Genomic DNA, 16,012 nt, shown 5'->3' on the forward strand with positions numbered 1-16,012 from the left:
CAGGGTGGACTAGGGACTTTCACCCATTAGAACGTGCGCCCGCTGGGCACACTACCACAAGAGAGCAGGGAATTAATTCCTCGCTCTCTTAAATAATTTCCTTTATTCATGGCTTGTACATTCCGGGAGATACTGAGTTGCAAGCCATTGGGTAAATTCTGCGCTGTCCACTTTTACCAAGCCATCTTCCTCGGTTTTAATGCCATCATAGTACTCATATCCTGCTTTCAATTCTCCATATGTATTAAAGGCGCATTGGTAAGGTTTGTCACGGATAAAGCAATCTGATCTGCCCTGATGCTCAAAGAAGCCTCTGCCTGCTTTGCCCTGGTGACTTCTGCAAGGATCTGTTCAGCGGTAATAGCGAACTTTGCTTCGGTTTCTGCTTTCAGGTCAGTTACCCTTACGGATACTTCTTCCACAGACTTTTTAATAACAGCCGCCTTACCCTCAAGTTGAATAATTTGGTCACCAAGTCCGAAACTCTGTTCCCACTCAATACTTCCTTGAGATTCATAGGTATCCATCATGCCCTGAATACCTTTCATGGTACGCTTAAAGCAGTAAGTTTCGATAACATCATCGGTAGTATAGCAAATAATGCCATCTCCAACCTCCACCCATGGCAGTGCCGGTCCTACAATATGACACGGTTTATATATCCTGCTGGATATCTGCTCATATACCGTAGCCGCAATTGATGGAAGTTCATCCGCAGACTTACCATAAACCAGGTAATTCCCCTGAATGATATAGCAGTTTTTTCCCGGCCCGTAAGAAACCCCTACATCACCTTCCTCCTGCCGAATCTGTACTTTGTTAATTGGTTTTGTTACAAAATCCTCATAATAGGTTTCAGACTGTTTGTACCGAGACAAATTTTCTGCGTTGGTCATTTCTGATGGAAACAAATCATCAGATGGATATAAGGACTCTGACGGAAACAAACCTGAAAATCCTAGAAACTTATATGTAAGCCGACCAGTCTTATCAAAATTTCCGAAGCAACCGTTTATTTTACAGATGGCCATTAAAACCTTACGGCCATCCAACTGCTCCGGATCAATAGTCTTTGTCAGCTGCATATCGTCCAAAGGTAAATTAGTCGTGGCCTGGGAAACGCCGACATACTCGCAAAGTGAATCCCGGAACTGTTTCAAGGTCATGGGAAAGGTTAATCCCTGGTACCAGTCAGCCACGTCAATATCAAAATACAGCATACGATCATAGGCTACAATTTTCTTACGCCGCCTGTCAGCCTGTTCTCGGACAAAACTATCGACCTTGTAAATCCCCATAGCCAATTCATAGCCGCCGATTTCTACCGTCACCACAAATTCTTTCCCGGTTAAATCCATCAGTACATCAGCAACTGTTATTTCAAATTGAGATGAATTACATTCTCCAAATGCCAAGTCTTGGCTTGCACATAGGTTCTCTTCTATCGTAAGGGATTCGGATATTATCTGTCTGTTATCAATGATGTATATTGGCTCCTGATCAACGGGAAATAATTCATCTGAATGAAAAAGAACATTTTCCGGGAAATTTATTTTCTCATCATAGAAACGAAGCTTTAGATGCCTTTGTGTATCGGCACTTAAATTATCCGCTCGAAACAACTCCTTTATTTCTTCAGGAATATTCAGCAAAGCATTGACCTCCTTAATATTCGGTTATCGTTATTTTAATCGGCTTGTAGAGAATGTCCTTTTTCTTCTCATCAACATATAAAATTTCATACGGAATATCGGAAATATAAAACGCCCCCGATTTATATAAGGACGTATTTGGATTCCAATATTCAATTTCACTTTTTACTCTGTTTCCGTGAGGGAAAAAAGCATTCAGCCTTTCAGTATCCCTCAATCGCAAATGTGTGGTAGAGAACTCCATGGAGGTGGCTGTATGAGGCAACACATTACGGTGAAGCTCTCCGCTTCCATCTCGATAGGGGTCCAGGTCCATTATCTGATCCGGCGTACATTTATATGATTCAAGCGCAATCAACTCATTCGGAAACACTGTCCCATTTATCTTAAGCAGCCAGCCTTCAAACGCCAAACTCCCACCTCCAGACATAACAAAAAGCGCCATCACTAGGACAACGCTTTATTCATTCTATACCACGATATCATTTTATCATATTAGAAATGGGAAATGTGGGAAAAATATTTATAACACATAAGTTATATTTCTTCTCCCATTCTATCCTTGTATATTTTAATTTTACCACTTTCATCTTTTACCGCATCTTCTAGCAGTATATTCAAATATACTGGACCTAACGTATCTTCAGTTAGATACCACTTTCCTTTACATCTCAAATCATCATTGTCCCCTTTTTCCCAAAACACTTTGTATAATTTAGAATTATATACAACATTACCCTCTTTAGGTATTCTATTTCCTTTACTATCAAAGTATGGTGTATACTTTTTTTCTACACAATCCCAATATCTTTTGTTTTTTTCATATATCCAGCAAAAGATTCTAAATAAAAATAAACAAAAGAAAATAATAAATACTTTATCTTTTTTTGATATCGAATGTTCTATAACCATGATTAAACTCTATTAAACAATTTATAAAAAACAATGCTATTATCGAAGCAAATGCAATTCCTAATAAATCTTCAATAGTATTCCAAAGTGGAAATACTTTTATCTCCTGGGTTACTTCTAAATATATTATTAATTTTTCTAAAAAGTATTTAATAGGAAAACAGTATAATATAGCAATAATAAATATAAAAGGCGTATAATTATGTAATACACTTCTCAAACCATAATCAAATAGGGGGACTAACGGCATATTGATATATTCAAAAAAGTTCCAATAATGAACAAATAATACACAAAAAAATAAAACAATCTGTACTAACTCTAAAAAAGAAATTATTTTACTTACTGCTCTTTGGTCTTTAAAAATTGTATTAAAATCTTTTAATAACTCTTTGCCTTTATCGTAATCCAAAACAATTCTCCTCTTGTATAAAAACTTTATTAATCAAGCCAATATGAAGCATTTAAAATTAATCACCATTATAATACACTTCTAAAAACTTATCAATCTTCTTTTGTATAGTTGTTCTGTCATAATTCAATTCTTTTGCAATTTTTTCATATGGCCAGCGCTCAACATACCGATAATATAGTATTTGCTTAATCTCCAACTGTCCCAGTCCTAACTTTTCAAGAAAACACTCTATCTCCAGCTTCATGTCCTCAAAAAGTTGTTCATTGCCTTTTAAGTCAATTAGGAGCTGCCTGACCGCCCTTTCTCTTTCCTCATTTGATTTCACACTTGCTCCTGAAACCACGAAATGGCATTCCGTATAGGGAAACTGCTTCAAAGAACCTTTCACAATCCCATATTCAGAAGACAAGGGATTGTTCTCATAGTATTTTATCCTGCGCCTGATACGCTTAATTTCGGATTCTAGATATGTATAAGTTGCTAAATATTCCCTCGACAATTTCATAAAGTCCTCCTCATATAAGTCTGCTGATTGGCTCCCAGGCCTGCGCTTGGCGTATTTAATGCGATTTCCAAATCCCAACCCAATTTGTAAACTCTATCTCTAACCGTTGCTGGCTTTAAACCATGCTCTCTACACAATTGAGCAAAAGATTTTTCGTTAGCAAGGCTTTCAAATGCTTTTTCAGGAGACCACCCACTAGTAATGCGGTTATGAATTGTATCATACATCAGTCCCATTTCATTGCACCACACCATTAAATCTTTCGTCTGCCCTCGATAAGTAACAAATATTGAATCTCTTTTATTGAAGGCCTGCTGCTGCCTAGTAATCCACATACAGTTATTCGGCTCGTAATTGCCATTCACATCTTTTCGTTCTATTGTTAATCCATTCCTGTATCCATTTACTTTTGCCCAATCTGCAAATTCATCAAATCCTTTAAGCCATTCTTCACATATTTCTATTCCTCTTCCACCGTAATCTTTATAACGCTTGCAATTCGGATTTAAACAGCGTTTTTTCATGCTATGATAAGAGTTCCATAGACTTAAGTTTTCTTTTTTAGGATTCCTCAATTTTTTTGCCATATGGTAAACCTCCTAACATGGTCTACGGAAGACGGTCACTTTACCGCCACCCATATTTTGTGTAAATAATGCAGACTGCGCCCAGCCATCGGGTACATCATCATGGACGTTCTTGCCTTTGACAGAATAACTAAGCAGAAAACTCATCATTACCCCATAATCACTTTTGGCCTTATACAGGGAAGAGTCTTTGAATAAAACATGTTTCTTTACCCAGTCCGCATTTACGATAATCTTCGTTTCCTTGTTGCTATCAGTGAATTTTGTTGTGATATTACAACGACCATTCTTCTGCTCCACCAGCTTATTTACTTCGTACCCTACCCGGCTACCACCGTTATTGCTTTCGAACTGGCACTGCTGCAGCTTATTATCCACTATTATCTTGGAGCACCTTTCATATTGAACGCCGTAGTCAGAATTATCATCACAAACGCAATCCAAGCAGTAATAATCACTTCCATACTGGGCCACGCAAGGTAGGAACATATAATCTGAACCCTTGTCCTTCGTATCACAAATACCAAGAAGAGCGTCAGGCTCTCTTTCTGGAAGTTTAAAGTATCGCCTTAATTCATCTTCATGATATAGCAAGCCTTCACGTTCAATCTGCTGGCTTTTATATAGACACTTATAAGAAATATCATCCATGGCCAAAGCCTGATCATTGAAAAAAGCCACCGAGAAACCATTGTACTCGTAATCAAAATTCGATTCCTCTGTTACCGGGTCAATATCGGGAACTTCAATGAATCTCACCCGGTCACTATAGTGGTATAAATTCTTTATTCTCCCAATCACATCATGGACGGACCACCTTGTCGCAATATGAATTTCTTTACAGCCGTCCATCTTTCTCTGCTTGCCATCAACACTGTACAGAGACCAGAGTTTATCTAACCGGACCTTATTCAAGGCTTCTTCAATACCACCAATCAGATCATCACAATACAGGTAACGATTACACCTAACCTTACCAGCGTTCTTTGAACCAATTGAGGTACATTGAATATTGGGAAAAGGCTTGTACTTTTTAAAATTAATCGTTTCCGTTTTGGCATTGGTACCTTCAAGCTTCACATCTGGGAAAATTTCGTTCCAAGTGTATTCATCTGAATTTGTTGTGATATCATATATACCGTCGTAGAACATTCTGGTGATATCACCACTATGAGAATAGAATAAGCTGAAATCATCTGGGTGCTTCCTATTACCCACGAGGCAAAGAACTTCTCCAAGGTTGTCTTCTGCGTCCCAGGCGGCATTGATATGCTTAAGATATCCAGTCTATCATCTTCCAGATCCTGCATTGCTTGAATCAAGCCGTGTTTATTCAACTGCTTGCGTTTCGGTAAATAAAAGCGGTCCTTTGCTTCCCGGTTCTTCTCCAGGTAAATCAGATAGGATTCAAATAAATATGGAGCCTCAAAATGTAAAGTTTTCCAGTACAGATCATCCCAGCGTATATCCATGGTCTGGACAAACCTTGTGACGGCCCATTTCTTAATGAACCCGGAATAGGTCATGATGAAATCTCGGTCCTCAACGGGCAAATCCGGATTATCCTGCATTGTATATTGGAGTTCTGACAGAAGAATGTTTAGAATATCGTAAGACGGCAGCGTTCCAATCTGCCGCTTTAATTTTTTGATTATTTCCCGGTGTTCATGGAAATCCATAATAAAAGAGCCACCTACCTTTCATTGAAAAGTAAATGGCTCTCGGCTCATCGGCTCTCGGCTCTATTTATAATTCTTTTTTAATTTAAGCAAATCATTCTTAATTTCCTTCATACCTTCTTCTTGTTGATTTGCATTAATAGTTTTAAACTTTGAAACTTTTTCGTATTCCGCTTTACCTATTGGGTGTTCATTTCTAAAATAATTTTCCTTGTTATTACCATCAAAATCTATGTAAGATATTTTCACATAATAGTCAAATGTTTCATATACTTGAAATTTATCTTCATCATTAGTGTCGTTAATTTCTTGACTGACACCATATATCTTTCCCATTATTTGAGAATAATGAAAAGATGTAGATTTTCTACTTATAATTCCTGTTTTGTCATATCTTAAATATGCCTGATCATAAAATGAAGTAAAAAAATCATCTACCTTATAGCAAATGCCTTTTAAAGTTTCACTATTTTCATTTTTAGTCATTCCAATATTTAAGACTGCAGCTGTTTCAATTTCTTTATTATCTATTGCTTTTCCATTATTGCTAATCTCAAGATATTGATCATATGCATCGGTCAATTCTTCCGTTGATCCAGGGATCCCACTTACTATTTTTACATTAAATTGAGGACCTCTGTCATGTTCCTCAAATCTTACTTGTTTTATATAAAGCTGCAATGTCAAAAAAGCAAGTAATGCTGTTACTATAATACTTATAATTTCAAGTATTGATAAATCACCTATTACAAGCCCCCATATTTTCGTCATGAATTTTCCTCTTTTGTTTTTTATAATTTTATCATGTGCTCTTATTATTCTCCAATAATAAATACTTTCTTACAGTGACTATTCCTGCATCTGTACTGCAATCCAATTATAATTGCCCCATCATTTATTGGGAAGTGCTTTTTATGGCACCAAGGACAGTATACCCATTTCTTTCCATTACTGTCAACCTCAATATCTGCCTGCCCGTCAAATCCATCTTCTAGAGGATTCATAGCTTTTTCAAAACCTCTTATCAAACCTGACATTATGCTTTCCCCCATTTCTAGCCCCTCTTTCGCTGTATAGCCTCTATTCATTTTTTGTTTTCACCTCATATCCTCCAATTAAATCACCCAGTCCATATATGCCATAATAGCAAAGATGGTACTGATAAACTGGACCCATAGGCACATCAACACCATCTACCCGCATGTTTCTCTCTACAGTACCTGTCTCTTGAAATTCTTTACCGCACCGGCGGCAACGATATATTACTACTGGTTTACTCTCTCCTATATCATTATCTCCTTTTCATAGGCAAGCCATGAAGCCGCCGCCAGTTATTCTGCTGTATCTGCTCCAAGGTGCACAGGCCACATAAAACTGCAAACAATTCTCCGTCGGCAATATCAAATCCATGGAGAAATCTAGAGATATAGGCTTTTGTAAATCAGCTTTGGCCTTTTCCATTTCTTCATCTGGCACTAATTCAAAATTAAGTATCGGAATCTCATGCAGTGGTATTTTTATTCCGTCAGAGCCACACATAAGCACCGTACTGTAACATTCATTTTCTTTAAATGGCATATTCAAACCTTGCCTTTCAAATTCTCAGCAATATTGTTACATCTGCTCTCATTCTGGCATCGGATATTATTCATAGTCTTTTGTGAGGAATCTCCAATCAAGGTACAATCCACCTTTTCAATCGCCGGATCAAAATCCGGGCAGTAAGAGCAGAAGTTACGTAAGCAAAACTGGAAAACGTCCATAATGCCACCTCATTTACGCAATAAAAGACCAACCTCCAAATATTGATGGTTGGTCTTTTGTATTATCTTTAAAAGAAGATTCCATAAACCGAAGCTATGCTTCCTATAAAACCAATAATATAACCCAAATTACTTATCCATTTTTTTCGTGCCATTTTCTCAATCATATCTTTATAATATCTATCTTTTTCAAACAACACTCCACGATTAAAAGCCATTAACTGTATGATAAATTCTTTTAGTTCTCTAGCTTCTTCACTACCATTCTTTTCACGCACTTTATTAACAACACTGTCTATTTTATCATCATCAAGACGATATTCATCCTTAAATTTATCAATAATTCTTTCAAGCTTGTCAATATAATTTATATTATTTTCAAGTTTTAACTTTCTATCAAACTTTTGGCACAATTCAACAATTGAGTTGCTAGAAAATCCAAATCTTTTATTCTTATACACCTCATAATCATTTCTCAATCCTGTCATGGATTTATTGATGTCATCAAGCTCTAATGATTTCTGTGCTGCCTTAAAAAATTTCTGATTTTCATATTTACTAAAAATCCATGTAACTAGGATCGCTATTATAAGCGTAAGCCATATTAAAATAATGCCTACAGCCAAAATGAAATTTGTATACTCCACAAATTTTTCCATTTATTCACCTCTATCTTTTGTAATATCAAGATTATATCATACAAACCATCAATATTCAATTTCCAATGTGCAAAATCGGGCTACCCGGATTCAAACAGGGAAATGCAGGAATCAAAATCTTGTGCCTTGCCTTTTGGCAATAGCCTATTAAACAGGTATATACGGAATCGAACCGCATGTCTTGCTTCCTGACGTATGTCTAGTAAGCGTGATCTGTCCAACCCACGCACCATCTGCAACACTTATATATAGCTTACCTCCCTCAACGGCCAATCTTATCTTGGATCCAGTGGAGTAATCAAAATCAATCTCAATCCTCAGAAACTTCATTCCAGATTTCTTTCCAGGATAACCATGCGCTATTGCACTCAACACATATCCAATACTAAATCCGGACCAATCAGCCAGTTCCCTTAATGTGTCAGCCACATAAAGCGGCAACTCATATTTATCTGTTTCAACCGCCATATATAACTTTTTCTTCACAGCAATCAACGCCTTTTTATTTTTTGAGAAAAATGGAAATCCATCTTCTGGACCGGACCGTATTAATTACTGTCACGTTATCGCCATCTTTCTCAATCCCAACATCACAGTTATAGCGGAGAATTGTCCGCCGGAATTTCCTGGCCAGTTCTTCATCAGGCAGGTTATAAATCAAATACAGATTTTCGGCTTTATCAACCAATGGCTTTTTACCCTCAATGATTTCACTTTTCTTACATGGGATTACCGCTCCTCTAGTATGTCTGCCAAAATAGAAAAACAACCAGCCGACTAATGGCCACTTTCCATCATTCAGGTAATATGGATCATATTTAGGAATCCACCAGGGGGTTTTCAAAGAAAACTGGATATACCACTCATAGCATTCCTGGGTCTTGAAATTTACAAAGGCAAACATGAAAGTTCCTCTATGCCTTTTGGCGAATAATAGTTTACGATTGAACATTTTGTATCCTCACGGGAAAAGCCTTTTTGTTTTTTTGAAAATTTTAAAAGTTGCTCTTCTAAGAAACAATTTCCACAGGACATCCTACAAGCAATTCAATATCAGCCTTTGAAAGCTTAATCGGTTTCCCAATACTCAATCCAATTTCTTTACGATCCCCGGAATCCCCTTTGGCAATCGCCTTTCCCTTATACGTCATTGTTTCTTCATCAACATAAATTCTGAAAAGGCTATATCCATGAGCCCGGCAGAAGTGCAATGAATCAGATAATATTCTGTTCATCTCCTCATCTTCTTCTCCAAATAATTCCTGGTATGTATATAAATTATTCGGTGCCTTAAAAAAATCCGGTGTAGATATCCACCTAGGAAATTCAGAAAAATGGAAAAGTCTCTTATTGACCAATGCTTTCAATCCAATATCTGTTCTGTATCCTCGTGCAGATGCCATTCTAAGCAGTCTTTCACTTTCTTTATTTGTCATAGTAGTTATAAACTTTCCTGTAAGGTCTACCATATCATTTGCTCCTTTACTCTTTTGATTAGATTCCTGACTTTGACGAAAAGCCTTTTTTAAATTTTTCGGAACTTCGGGACCTAACTACGCCCGAAAAGCTTTTACTCTAGACCCCCTCCCGGGTGCCTATCCAGCTTGCACTTTCAAGGTTCGTAAAATATACAATATACGAACTATTACGTATTTACAATGGTTTCAATGTATGGTATAGTGTCTATAGGGAATAATACGAACTTATCTAATGTGTTTTACGAACTTTAGGAGGAGTATAGAATGAATAAAAAGACTGTTGCATTAACCGAAGAATCTTATCGATTTATAATTGGCACAATACGCTCCGGCTTCACAGCCAAAGACGGGACCATCTGCAAACCAAACAACCGGATAGCAACCGCTTTAGTACTGGAAGCTAACTTAGGCCTGCGTATTGGCGATGTCCTACAACTCCACGCCTGCGACATAATCAAAGACGGTAACCGCTACAGGCTGGACATTACAGAAACAAAAACCGGGAAGCAAAGAACATTTACAGTACCAAATGAGATTTACAACTACATCTTGCAATATGCACTTGATAACGGCATTTCAAGCCGCGCAAAGCTATTTGACATAAGCGAAAGAGCCATACAAAAGCATTTAAAACTGGTTTGTGAAGCATTAAATCTTGATAACATAGGTACTCATAGTTTCCGGAAATACTTTGCAACCTCTATCTACACAGACAATGGCTACAATATCGAACTTGTACGACAGCTCTTACAACATTCCAGTACTGCCATTACTCAACGATACTTAGGTATTCAGCCGAAAGAAGTCGAAGACGCATTACAAAAGCATATACAGCTGATCTAACACCTGCCCTGGCAATCGCCGGGGCTTTTCTTATGCCTTAATCCGGCAACTCATCGGCAGATCCCGACAGCAGGCCCACCGTTTTTGCTCTTTCTTCGATCTCTGCTCGGCTGTATTCCGGCTTCCCGACCTTGTCATCGTAGGCTATGATCTGGACGTTGTCACGATACCCATAGTTGGCTTTTAGGGCGAACATGCAGCCGATATTGCCAGTTTGGATTACCTCGTCATACAGACTTGACTCGCATTCAGATTTCCATTTTTGTGCCGTTACGGAGTGGCCAGAAGCGACCCGGCCATCATATTCCCCTTTTAACCAGCTATTAAACGTATCTTTATTTACATTAATCATCATACCAAATCTAAGTAACGTAGGCTTAATCCTGCAAGTACAACAGATAACTGTATAGATATCCCATAGTATATCTAATTCTTTTATATTATTAATATCTGCTTTATACTTACGTCCTATATCTTTTAATAACTCAGATAATCCCTGAGAAGAACATAGATTAATATTACTATGTCTCTTTATGAACTCATTAGATATCTCCATAATGGTAGCTGTAATATTATTAATATAATCTCTATCATCTGTATCTCTATCATCTGTATTAAGCTCTATATCAAAGCCATCTACTGTATAATCATCTGTCTTAGCCATAACTTATATAACTCCTTTCTGTCTCTTATACAGGTATCATATAATCATCATACAGACACATATAAGAGCTTTATATATTAATACCTGGGAAAATACTCTTGAAGTCCCAAAAGCTTATAAACTCTAACTTTAAATCCCTGATCTGACAGTGCAAATGTTATCCGGTCATCTGGAAGTGGAATGATTTGGTTCAACAGATCCAGACATTCATTCCGCTGTTCCTGATCAGTACACCTTCCGTCCTCACAGAACCTGCAGCTTTCCCGGTTGCATTTATCACTTATTCTCTGCATCTGATCACCTCGCAATCTTAATTTCTTTCACAAAGTTATATTTGTTCTATAACCTATGGAATTAAATGCCGTTTTTACGTTCACAAATGCCCTTTAATGCGTTTCCGGTATCTTCCATGGAGGTTTTCTTGCCTACACTTTTCAAATCTATTTACGGGCCAAATAAAAAAGTCCTCGCGCCATACGGAGTGGATACCGTACAACACAAGGACTATAAGTCTTGGTTCTTTCCCGCCTATTGCGGGGACATTGCATATGGTCAAGGCCAACCAGGCTAGCATATGCACGCTTTATATATATCATTTTCCAGATAATACCATAGCATTATATATCTGTCAATATCTTTTAGATATTAAATCACTATACATCCCATACATCTAATTACCTCAGGGGATACAGAAAGCCTAAGAGTATATTATAAATAATACTTTATGTCTATATATTTTTTATAATACATAGGGCCAAAATATACGAATTTATGAATACAAAAAGCAGGCTTCAAAGCTTTTTCTGCTCCTTCGCCTGCCTGATTTAATCACCATGATAAATTCTCAATGTCCGGAAGATATACCCTTGAGTATTTCTTGTAGAGCCCCCTCGGCTTTTTCAGATTAGCATAAAATAAATTTTAAATCAACCCTTGACAAGAATTTTTTTGTGTTATTTGTATAACAGATGCCGACATAGCTGCCCCCAATCGGTATGTCGGAGAGGTTCAGCCTTGCAGATAATGCAGGGCTTTTCTTTTGTATAAAAGCGACAATTATTAACAAACTTTTATTGGCCAGGAGGAAAGCAAATTTTATTAATCACCTTGTAAATTTATACACCAATGCAATGGTCATTACAAATGCTGGAATCATTAAAGCAAAACCAAAAACCCAAAATGTCAAAGCACACAAAAGTATTGAAAAAGCTAGCAACATCAAGTAAAAAATAAATAGTTGTATATTAAATTCTTTTGTTTCTTTTGCTTCCTTTGCTCCACACTCTTGTTCTGCTGATTTTACTTTTATCTTTACTTCATCTAATATTTTATGAGTGAATTCTGAATATTCTTCATTGCTCATAAGCAAATTCCCTTGTTCGGATATAATTTTATTCCTCAGGATTAACGACAAAATTTTGCGTGATTCTTCTCTAGATATTTTGTTGAACAAGAATTTTTCTACAGTGTCTATTTTGATTTTTTCCACTTTGTTCTCAAAAGTAATATCCATAAGCTGCCTTATGTAAGGATTGATGTCACCGTCTACAATTATCCCCTTATTAAATGGCTTATAAGGCCCATACCTCTTCTCATATAAGAAACCCAGTTCATCGTATTCTCTTTTGCTCATCTCGTTGAAATTAATCAACTTTATTCCCCCAGTACTATTTCAATATGAATCAAAGAATTCTTAATAGATACCTAATGATAATGTATATTTTTTTATTTATCAATGTCAATAGGAATCCCAACAAATCCAGATCTTATTATATCAAAAAATGAGCCACCAATTGCCCACACCTAAATTACAATCGTTCTATCTCTTATTCATAAATTGCATCACCCGATAAATCAATATCATCGTTATAAAATATGTCAAATTCGAGTTGCATAAATGTATATTTAAGTCTATTATAGATTTAAAAATATCTATAAGGGAAGAATAGGTGATGATATGAATAAAGGCGAATTATGCAAGATAAAAAATACCCATAGAAAACTTAATGAGGTTCATCTTTTATGGCATCAAGCTAGTGAAGCATATTTCAATCCTGAAGGATTCCGCACAAATATTAATGCAACCATACAAGCATTAAGAAATATTACATTTGCTTTGCAAAATGAGAAATCTACTATTCCTAACTTTACAAATTGGTATGAACCATGGCAGAAAGATTTAAAAGAAGATAAAATAATGAAATGGTTATGTGACGCCAGGACTGAAATAGTACATAAAAAAGATTTGGAGATTTATAGCGAAGCAGCAGTTACAATTTATACATATGAAACCATTTTAAAAGCTAAATCAAATATCCCTATTTTTATATCTGGCAAACAGTTACTTCAACACTTGGTAGAAAAAAACATTATTGACGAACAACTTGCCGATATGGACGTATATGCAGCGGTAGAAAGAGTGTGGCGAATATCTGAATTCCCCGAAAGCGACTTACTATATTTAGTGGCTTATGGAATTGGAAAATTATATGGTTTAGTTAAAGAAGCTCATGAAATAATTGGGGCAAGTATAGACTCATGTAATATTGCTTTTAAAGATCACGCTTTTGAAGTTAATATTAATAATATTCCAATATGTATGGAAAAAGAGTTAAATAGCAGAAGAGAATTAATTGATTTAAAAAATTTTATTTCTAGACAGCTGATTATTCAAAAAGTCGAGTTTAATTCAAACATAATTGATGATATGAAGAAAAAATATAGAAAAATTATAGATGGATTAACAAAAAGCAGCACTAATAGCCCTAGTGTATATGAATTTGCCAACTTCGTTGTGGATTTATCAAAACAAATACTAGTCAAAGATAAGTTTCATGTTGCATTATTATTTTATAGAAATGGTGATATGAATTGGGAAATTATTCAAGCAGTTTTCGGAGATCAAACATCAAAGTTCATATTTTGGCAAGAATTTTCTAAGAAAGTAAGAAACGAAAACATTAATGCAATTATATTTACTTCTGAAGTTTGGGTAGGAACTATGGATGAATATGTTTCCAGTGGTAAAAGAGCATCAGAGCAAAAGGGAAAAACCGAAGCATTAGTAACAAATGTATTTGTTAAAAACGATAAAACTATAACATATTCTACTGATTTTAGTAGAGGGTTTTATGGTAGAATTAAACTCGGCGAAACAATAATGTCAGAAGAAGACAACCAATATAATTATTTTTTTTCACCAGTATTGAAAGTTTGGAATGAACAATAATCTTCTAATAGTTACATGTCAAATATTTAACTTAGAGGTTTCTTATTCGACAGACGTAGATGGTCTGAACCCAGAATATTCAGATAGGGGAAAATAGAAAAGTGAGTATGTGAAAGTTTCTCTGTAAATTAGGGTCTTCTATGATAAAATAAAAAATCATAGGAGGCCCTTTATTATGGCGAGAGAAAAGAAACCAGTACACAAAGTACAAATGACAGATGGGTAACGTAACATTATCCGGCAGCTTCTTGAAGAGTATGACATTGAGTCTGCTCTGGATATTCAGGAGGCTTTTAAAGATCTTCTTGGCGGCACTATCAAAGAAATGATGGAAACAGAGATGGATGACCATCTTGGTTATAATAAATCCCAACGATCGGATAATGATGATTCTCGTAACGGCTATAAAACAAAACAAGTTAACAGTAGTTTTGGAAGCATGAAGATCAATGTCCCCCAAGACCGCAAATCCAGTTTTGAACCACAGGTGGTGAAAAAGAGACAGAAAGACATTTCTGATATTGATCAGAAGATCATATCTATGTACGCTAAGGGAATGACCACCAGACAGATTTCCGATACTCTTTATGATAACTATGGCTTTGAAGCTTCTGAGGGATTTATATCGGATGTAACTGATAAAATAATTCCATAAATCGAAGACTGGCAGAATCGTCCTCTTTCTGAAATATATCCAGTACTCTATATTGATGCCATCCATTACTCCGTAAGAGATAACGGCGTCATTCGTAAACTTGCGTCCTATGTTGATCTTGGAATCAATCTCGATGGACGCAAGGAAGTTCTAACCATTGAAGTAGGGGAAAACGAAAGTTCAAAGTACTGGCTATCTGTATTAAACGGCCTTAAAAATCGTGGAGTGAACGACGTCTTACTTATCTGTGCAGATGGCCTAACCGGAATCAAAGAAGCAATTTCAACCGCATTTCCCAAAACAGAATATCAAAGATGTATTGTTCACCAGGTACGTAATACTCTGAAATATGTGGTTGATAAAGAACGGAAACCATTTGCAACAGACCTAAAGACAATCTATCAGGCGCCAACGGAGGAAAAATCATTGTAAGCTCTGGAGCGAGTTACAGAAAGATGGTCAGAAAAATATCCTAACTCTATGAGGAGCTGGAAACAGAACTGGGACGCTATTTCTCCTATCTTTAAGTTCTCTTCTGATGTTCGTAAGGTTATCTATACTAAAAATGCCATAGAGAGCTTAAATGCTACATATCGTAAGCTTAACCGCCAAAGAAGTGTATTTCCAAGTGATACGGCCTTATTAAAAGCCTTGTATCTGTCAACCTTTGAAGCCACAAAAAGGTGGAGTATGCCTATCCGTAACTGGGGCCAAGTTTACGGTGAATTGAGCATTATGTACGAGGGACGCCTACCGGAATAATAGTTTGACATAAGAGAAAAAACAGACGGAAAGTTCCGTCTGCTCTTGACATGCCCAGCATGCGCTGTTATATATAAATCAAGGGCTGAACCTACTTTTAGAAGAATTCAGCCCAATCAATATCATAGAAGATTCACAATTACAGAGATTTCTTCACATGCTCGAAAAAGCGGTTTCCTATAATTTTACGCACTGGAAACCGCCTATAT

The 16,012-nt window shown here is 36.4% G+C and carries 21 protein-coding genes and 1 pseudogene; 3 read left to right on the forward strand and 19 right to left on the reverse strand.

Going from position 1 to position 16,012, the window contains the following annotated elements:
* Positions 1-227: 227 nt before the first annotated feature.
* The 16 genes from RT269_RS15970 to RT269_RS16045 all read right to left on the reverse strand — a co-directional run bounded on the left by RT269_RS15970 (position 228) and on the right by RT269_RS16045 (position 9,641).
* Positions 228-1,652 (reverse strand): hypothetical protein, encoded by a 1,425-nt coding sequence (locus RT269_RS15970; RefSeq protein ID WP_313184016.1) that lies wholly within the window; start codon positions 1,650-1,652, stop codon positions 228-230.
* Positions 1,653-1,665: 13 nt separating this feature from the next.
* Positions 1,666-2,064, reverse strand: coding sequence for a DUF6711 family protein (locus RT269_RS15975; protein WP_313184018.1), 399 nt, complete (start codon positions 2,062-2,064; stop codon positions 1,666-1,668).
* A gap of 125 nt (positions 2,065-2,189) precedes the next feature.
* The gene (locus RT269_RS15980) at positions 2,190-2,564 is read right to left on the reverse strand and encodes a hypothetical protein (protein WP_313184019.1); all 375 of its coding nucleotides are present in this window, start codon (positions 2,562-2,564) and stop codon (positions 2,190-2,192) included.
* Entirely contained in the window at positions 2,530-2,976 is a 447-nt protein-coding gene (locus tag RT269_RS15985) for a hypothetical protein (RefSeq protein ID WP_313184021.1), read from the reverse strand. The genes RT269_RS15980 and RT269_RS15985 overlap by 35 nt, the downstream gene beginning before the upstream one ends.
* Positions 2,977-3,034: 58 nt before the next feature.
* Positions 3,035-3,484, reverse strand: a complete 450-nt coding sequence (locus RT269_RS15990; RefSeq protein ID WP_313184023.1) for a hypothetical protein — start codon at positions 3,482-3,484, stop codon at positions 3,035-3,037.
* Entirely contained in the window at positions 3,481-4,071 is a 591-nt protein-coding gene (locus RT269_RS15995; RefSeq protein WP_313184025.1) for a hypothetical protein, read from the reverse strand. Before RT269_RS15995 ends, RT269_RS15990 begins: the two co-directional genes overlap by 4 nt.
* A 12-nt stretch (positions 4,072-4,083) precedes the next feature.
* Entirely contained in the window at positions 4,084-5,223 is a 1,140-nt protein-coding gene (locus RT269_RS16000; protein ID WP_313184027.1) for a hypothetical protein, read from the reverse strand.
* Positions 5,148-5,750, reverse strand: coding sequence for a hypothetical protein (locus RT269_RS16005; protein WP_313184028.1), 603 nt, complete (start codon positions 5,748-5,750; stop codon positions 5,148-5,150). Before RT269_RS16005 ends, RT269_RS16000 begins: the two co-directional genes overlap by 76 nt.
* Before the next feature lie 63 nt (positions 5,751-5,813).
* Positions 5,814-6,521, reverse strand: a complete 708-nt coding sequence (locus RT269_RS16010; protein WP_313184029.1) for a hypothetical protein — start codon at positions 6,519-6,521, stop codon at positions 5,814-5,816.
* Between the two features lie 44 nt (positions 6,522-6,565).
* Positions 6,566-6,838: a hypothetical protein gene (locus RT269_RS16015; protein ID WP_313184031.1), complete on the reverse strand. Its 273-nt coding sequence runs from the start codon at positions 6,836-6,838 to the stop codon at positions 6,566-6,568.
* Between the two features lie 214 nt (positions 6,839-7,052).
* Complete coding sequence (locus RT269_RS16020) at positions 7,053-7,328, reverse strand: hypothetical protein (RefSeq protein WP_313184032.1); 276 nt, start codon at positions 7,326-7,328, stop codon at positions 7,053-7,055.
* 2 nt (positions 7,329-7,330) lie between these two features.
* Positions 7,331-7,513: a hypothetical protein gene (locus RT269_RS16025; protein ID WP_313184034.1), complete on the reverse strand. Its 183-nt coding sequence runs from the start codon at positions 7,511-7,513 to the stop codon at positions 7,331-7,333.
* Positions 7,514-7,581: 68 nt separating this feature from the next.
* Positions 7,582-8,172 (reverse strand): hypothetical protein, encoded by a 591-nt coding sequence (locus tag RT269_RS16030; RefSeq protein WP_313184035.1) that lies wholly within the window; start codon positions 8,170-8,172, stop codon positions 7,582-7,584.
* Between the two features lie 147 nt (positions 8,173-8,319).
* Positions 8,320-8,658, reverse strand: a complete 339-nt coding sequence (locus RT269_RS16035; protein WP_313184037.1) for a hypothetical protein — start codon at positions 8,656-8,658, stop codon at positions 8,320-8,322.
* 16 nt (positions 8,659-8,674) lie between these two features.
* The gene (locus RT269_RS16040) at positions 8,675-9,076 is read right to left on the reverse strand and encodes a hypothetical protein (protein WP_313184038.1); all 402 of its coding nucleotides are present in this window, start codon (positions 9,074-9,076) and stop codon (positions 8,675-8,677) included.
* 106 nt (positions 9,077-9,182) lie between these two features.
* Positions 9,183-9,641, reverse strand: a complete 459-nt coding sequence (locus RT269_RS16045; protein WP_313184040.1) for a hypothetical protein — start codon at positions 9,639-9,641, stop codon at positions 9,183-9,185.
* A 273-nt stretch (positions 9,642-9,914) separates the two neighbouring features.
* Between RT269_RS16045 and RT269_RS16050 the strand changes: the two genes are divergently transcribed.
* Complete coding sequence (locus tag RT269_RS16050; protein WP_313184041.1) at positions 9,915-10,493, forward strand: tyrosine-type recombinase/integrase; 579 nt, start codon at positions 9,915-9,917, stop codon at positions 10,491-10,493.
* Positions 10,494-10,530: 37 nt separating this feature from the next.
* Here the strand turns inward: RT269_RS16050 and RT269_RS16055 are convergent, their stop codons facing one another.
* From RT269_RS16055 to RT269_RS16065, 3 genes are all read right to left on the reverse strand, one after another.
* Positions 10,531-11,157: a hypothetical protein gene (locus RT269_RS16055; protein WP_313184043.1), complete on the reverse strand. Its 627-nt coding sequence runs from the start codon at positions 11,155-11,157 to the stop codon at positions 10,531-10,533.
* 77 nt (positions 11,158-11,234) lie between these two features.
* On the reverse strand, positions 11,235-11,450 hold the full coding sequence (locus RT269_RS16060) for a hypothetical protein (protein WP_313184045.1): 216 nt from the start codon (positions 11,448-11,450) through the stop codon (positions 11,235-11,237).
* 809 nt (positions 11,451-12,259) lie between these two features.
* The gene (locus tag RT269_RS16065; RefSeq protein ID WP_313184046.1) at positions 12,260-12,808 is read right to left on the reverse strand and encodes a hypothetical protein; all 549 of its coding nucleotides are present in this window, start codon (positions 12,806-12,808) and stop codon (positions 12,260-12,262) included.
* A gap of 306 nt (positions 12,809-13,114) precedes the next feature.
* Here RT269_RS16065 and RT269_RS16070 point away from each other — a divergent pair, with 306 nt between their 5' ends.
* Positions 13,115-14,386 carry a hypothetical protein gene (locus RT269_RS16070; protein ID WP_313184048.1) on the forward strand — a complete coding sequence of 424 codons (1,272 nt, stop codon included), beginning with the start codon at positions 13,115-13,117 and terminating at the stop codon, positions 14,384-14,386.
* Between the two features lie 232 nt (positions 14,387-14,618).
* Positions 14,619-15,803, forward strand: a pseudogene (locus RT269_RS16075) (IS256 family transposase).
* Positions 15,804-16,012 lie beyond the last annotated feature (209 nt).

The organism is Lacrimispora sp., from assembly GCF_032078915.1.
In the GTDB taxonomy this organism is placed as follows: domain Bacteria; phylum Bacillota; class Clostridia; order Lachnospirales; family Lachnospiraceae; genus Lacrimispora.

Coding starts and splice junctions, on each gene's coding strand:
- RT269_RS15980 (WP_313184019.1), bottom strand. CDS start 2,564: ATGGTTATAGAACATTCGATATCAAAAAAAGATAAAGTATTTATTATT.
- RT269_RS15990 (WP_313184023.1), bottom strand. CDS start 3,484: ATGAAATTGTCGAGGGAATATTTAGCAACTTATACATATCTAGAATCC.
- RT269_RS15995 (WP_313184025.1), bottom strand. CDS start 4,071: ATGGCAAAAAAATTGAGGAATCCTAAAAAAGAAAACTTAAGTCTATGG.
- RT269_RS16000 (WP_313184027.1), bottom strand. CDS start 5,223: ATGTTCTACGACGGTATATATGATATCACAACAAATTCAGATGAATAC.
- RT269_RS16005 (WP_313184028.1), bottom strand. CDS start 5,750: ATGGATTTCCATGAACACCGGGAAATAATCAAAAAATTAAAGCGGCAG.
- RT269_RS16010 (WP_313184029.1), bottom strand. CDS start 6,521: ATGACGAAAATATGGGGGCTTGTAATAGGTGATTTATCAATACTTGAA.
- RT269_RS16015 (WP_313184031.1), bottom strand. CDS start 6,838: ATGAATAGAGGCTATACAGCGAAAGAGGGGCTAGAAATGGGGGAAAGC.
- RT269_RS16020 (WP_313184032.1), bottom strand. CDS start 7,328: ATGCCATTTAAAGAAAATGAATGTTACAGTACGGTGCTTATGTGTGGC.
- RT269_RS16025 (WP_313184034.1), bottom strand. CDS start 7,513: ATGGACGTTTTCCAGTTTTGCTTACGTAACTTCTGCTCTTACTGCCCG.
- RT269_RS16030 (WP_313184035.1), bottom strand. CDS start 8,172: ATGGAAAAATTTGTGGAGTATACAAATTTCATTTTGGCTGTAGGCATT.
- RT269_RS16040 (WP_313184038.1), bottom strand. CDS start 9,076: ATGTTTGCCTTTGTAAATTTCAAGACCCAGGAATGCTATGAGTGGTAT.
- RT269_RS16045 (WP_313184040.1), bottom strand. CDS start 9,641: ATGGTAGACCTTACAGGAAAGTTTATAACTACTATGACAAATAAAGAA.
- RT269_RS16050 (WP_313184041.1), top strand. CDS start 9,915: ATGAATAAAAAGACTGTTGCATTAACCGAAGAATCTTATCGATTTATA.
- RT269_RS16055 (WP_313184043.1), bottom strand. CDS start 11,157: ATGGCTAAGACAGATGATTATACAGTAGATGGCTTTGATATAGAGCTT.
- RT269_RS16060 (WP_313184045.1), bottom strand. CDS start 11,450: ATGCAGAGAATAAGTGATAAATGCAACCGGGAAAGCTGCAGGTTCTGT.
- RT269_RS16070 (WP_313184048.1), top strand. CDS start 13,115: ATGAATAAAGGCGAATTATGCAAGATAAAAAATACCCATAGAAAACTT.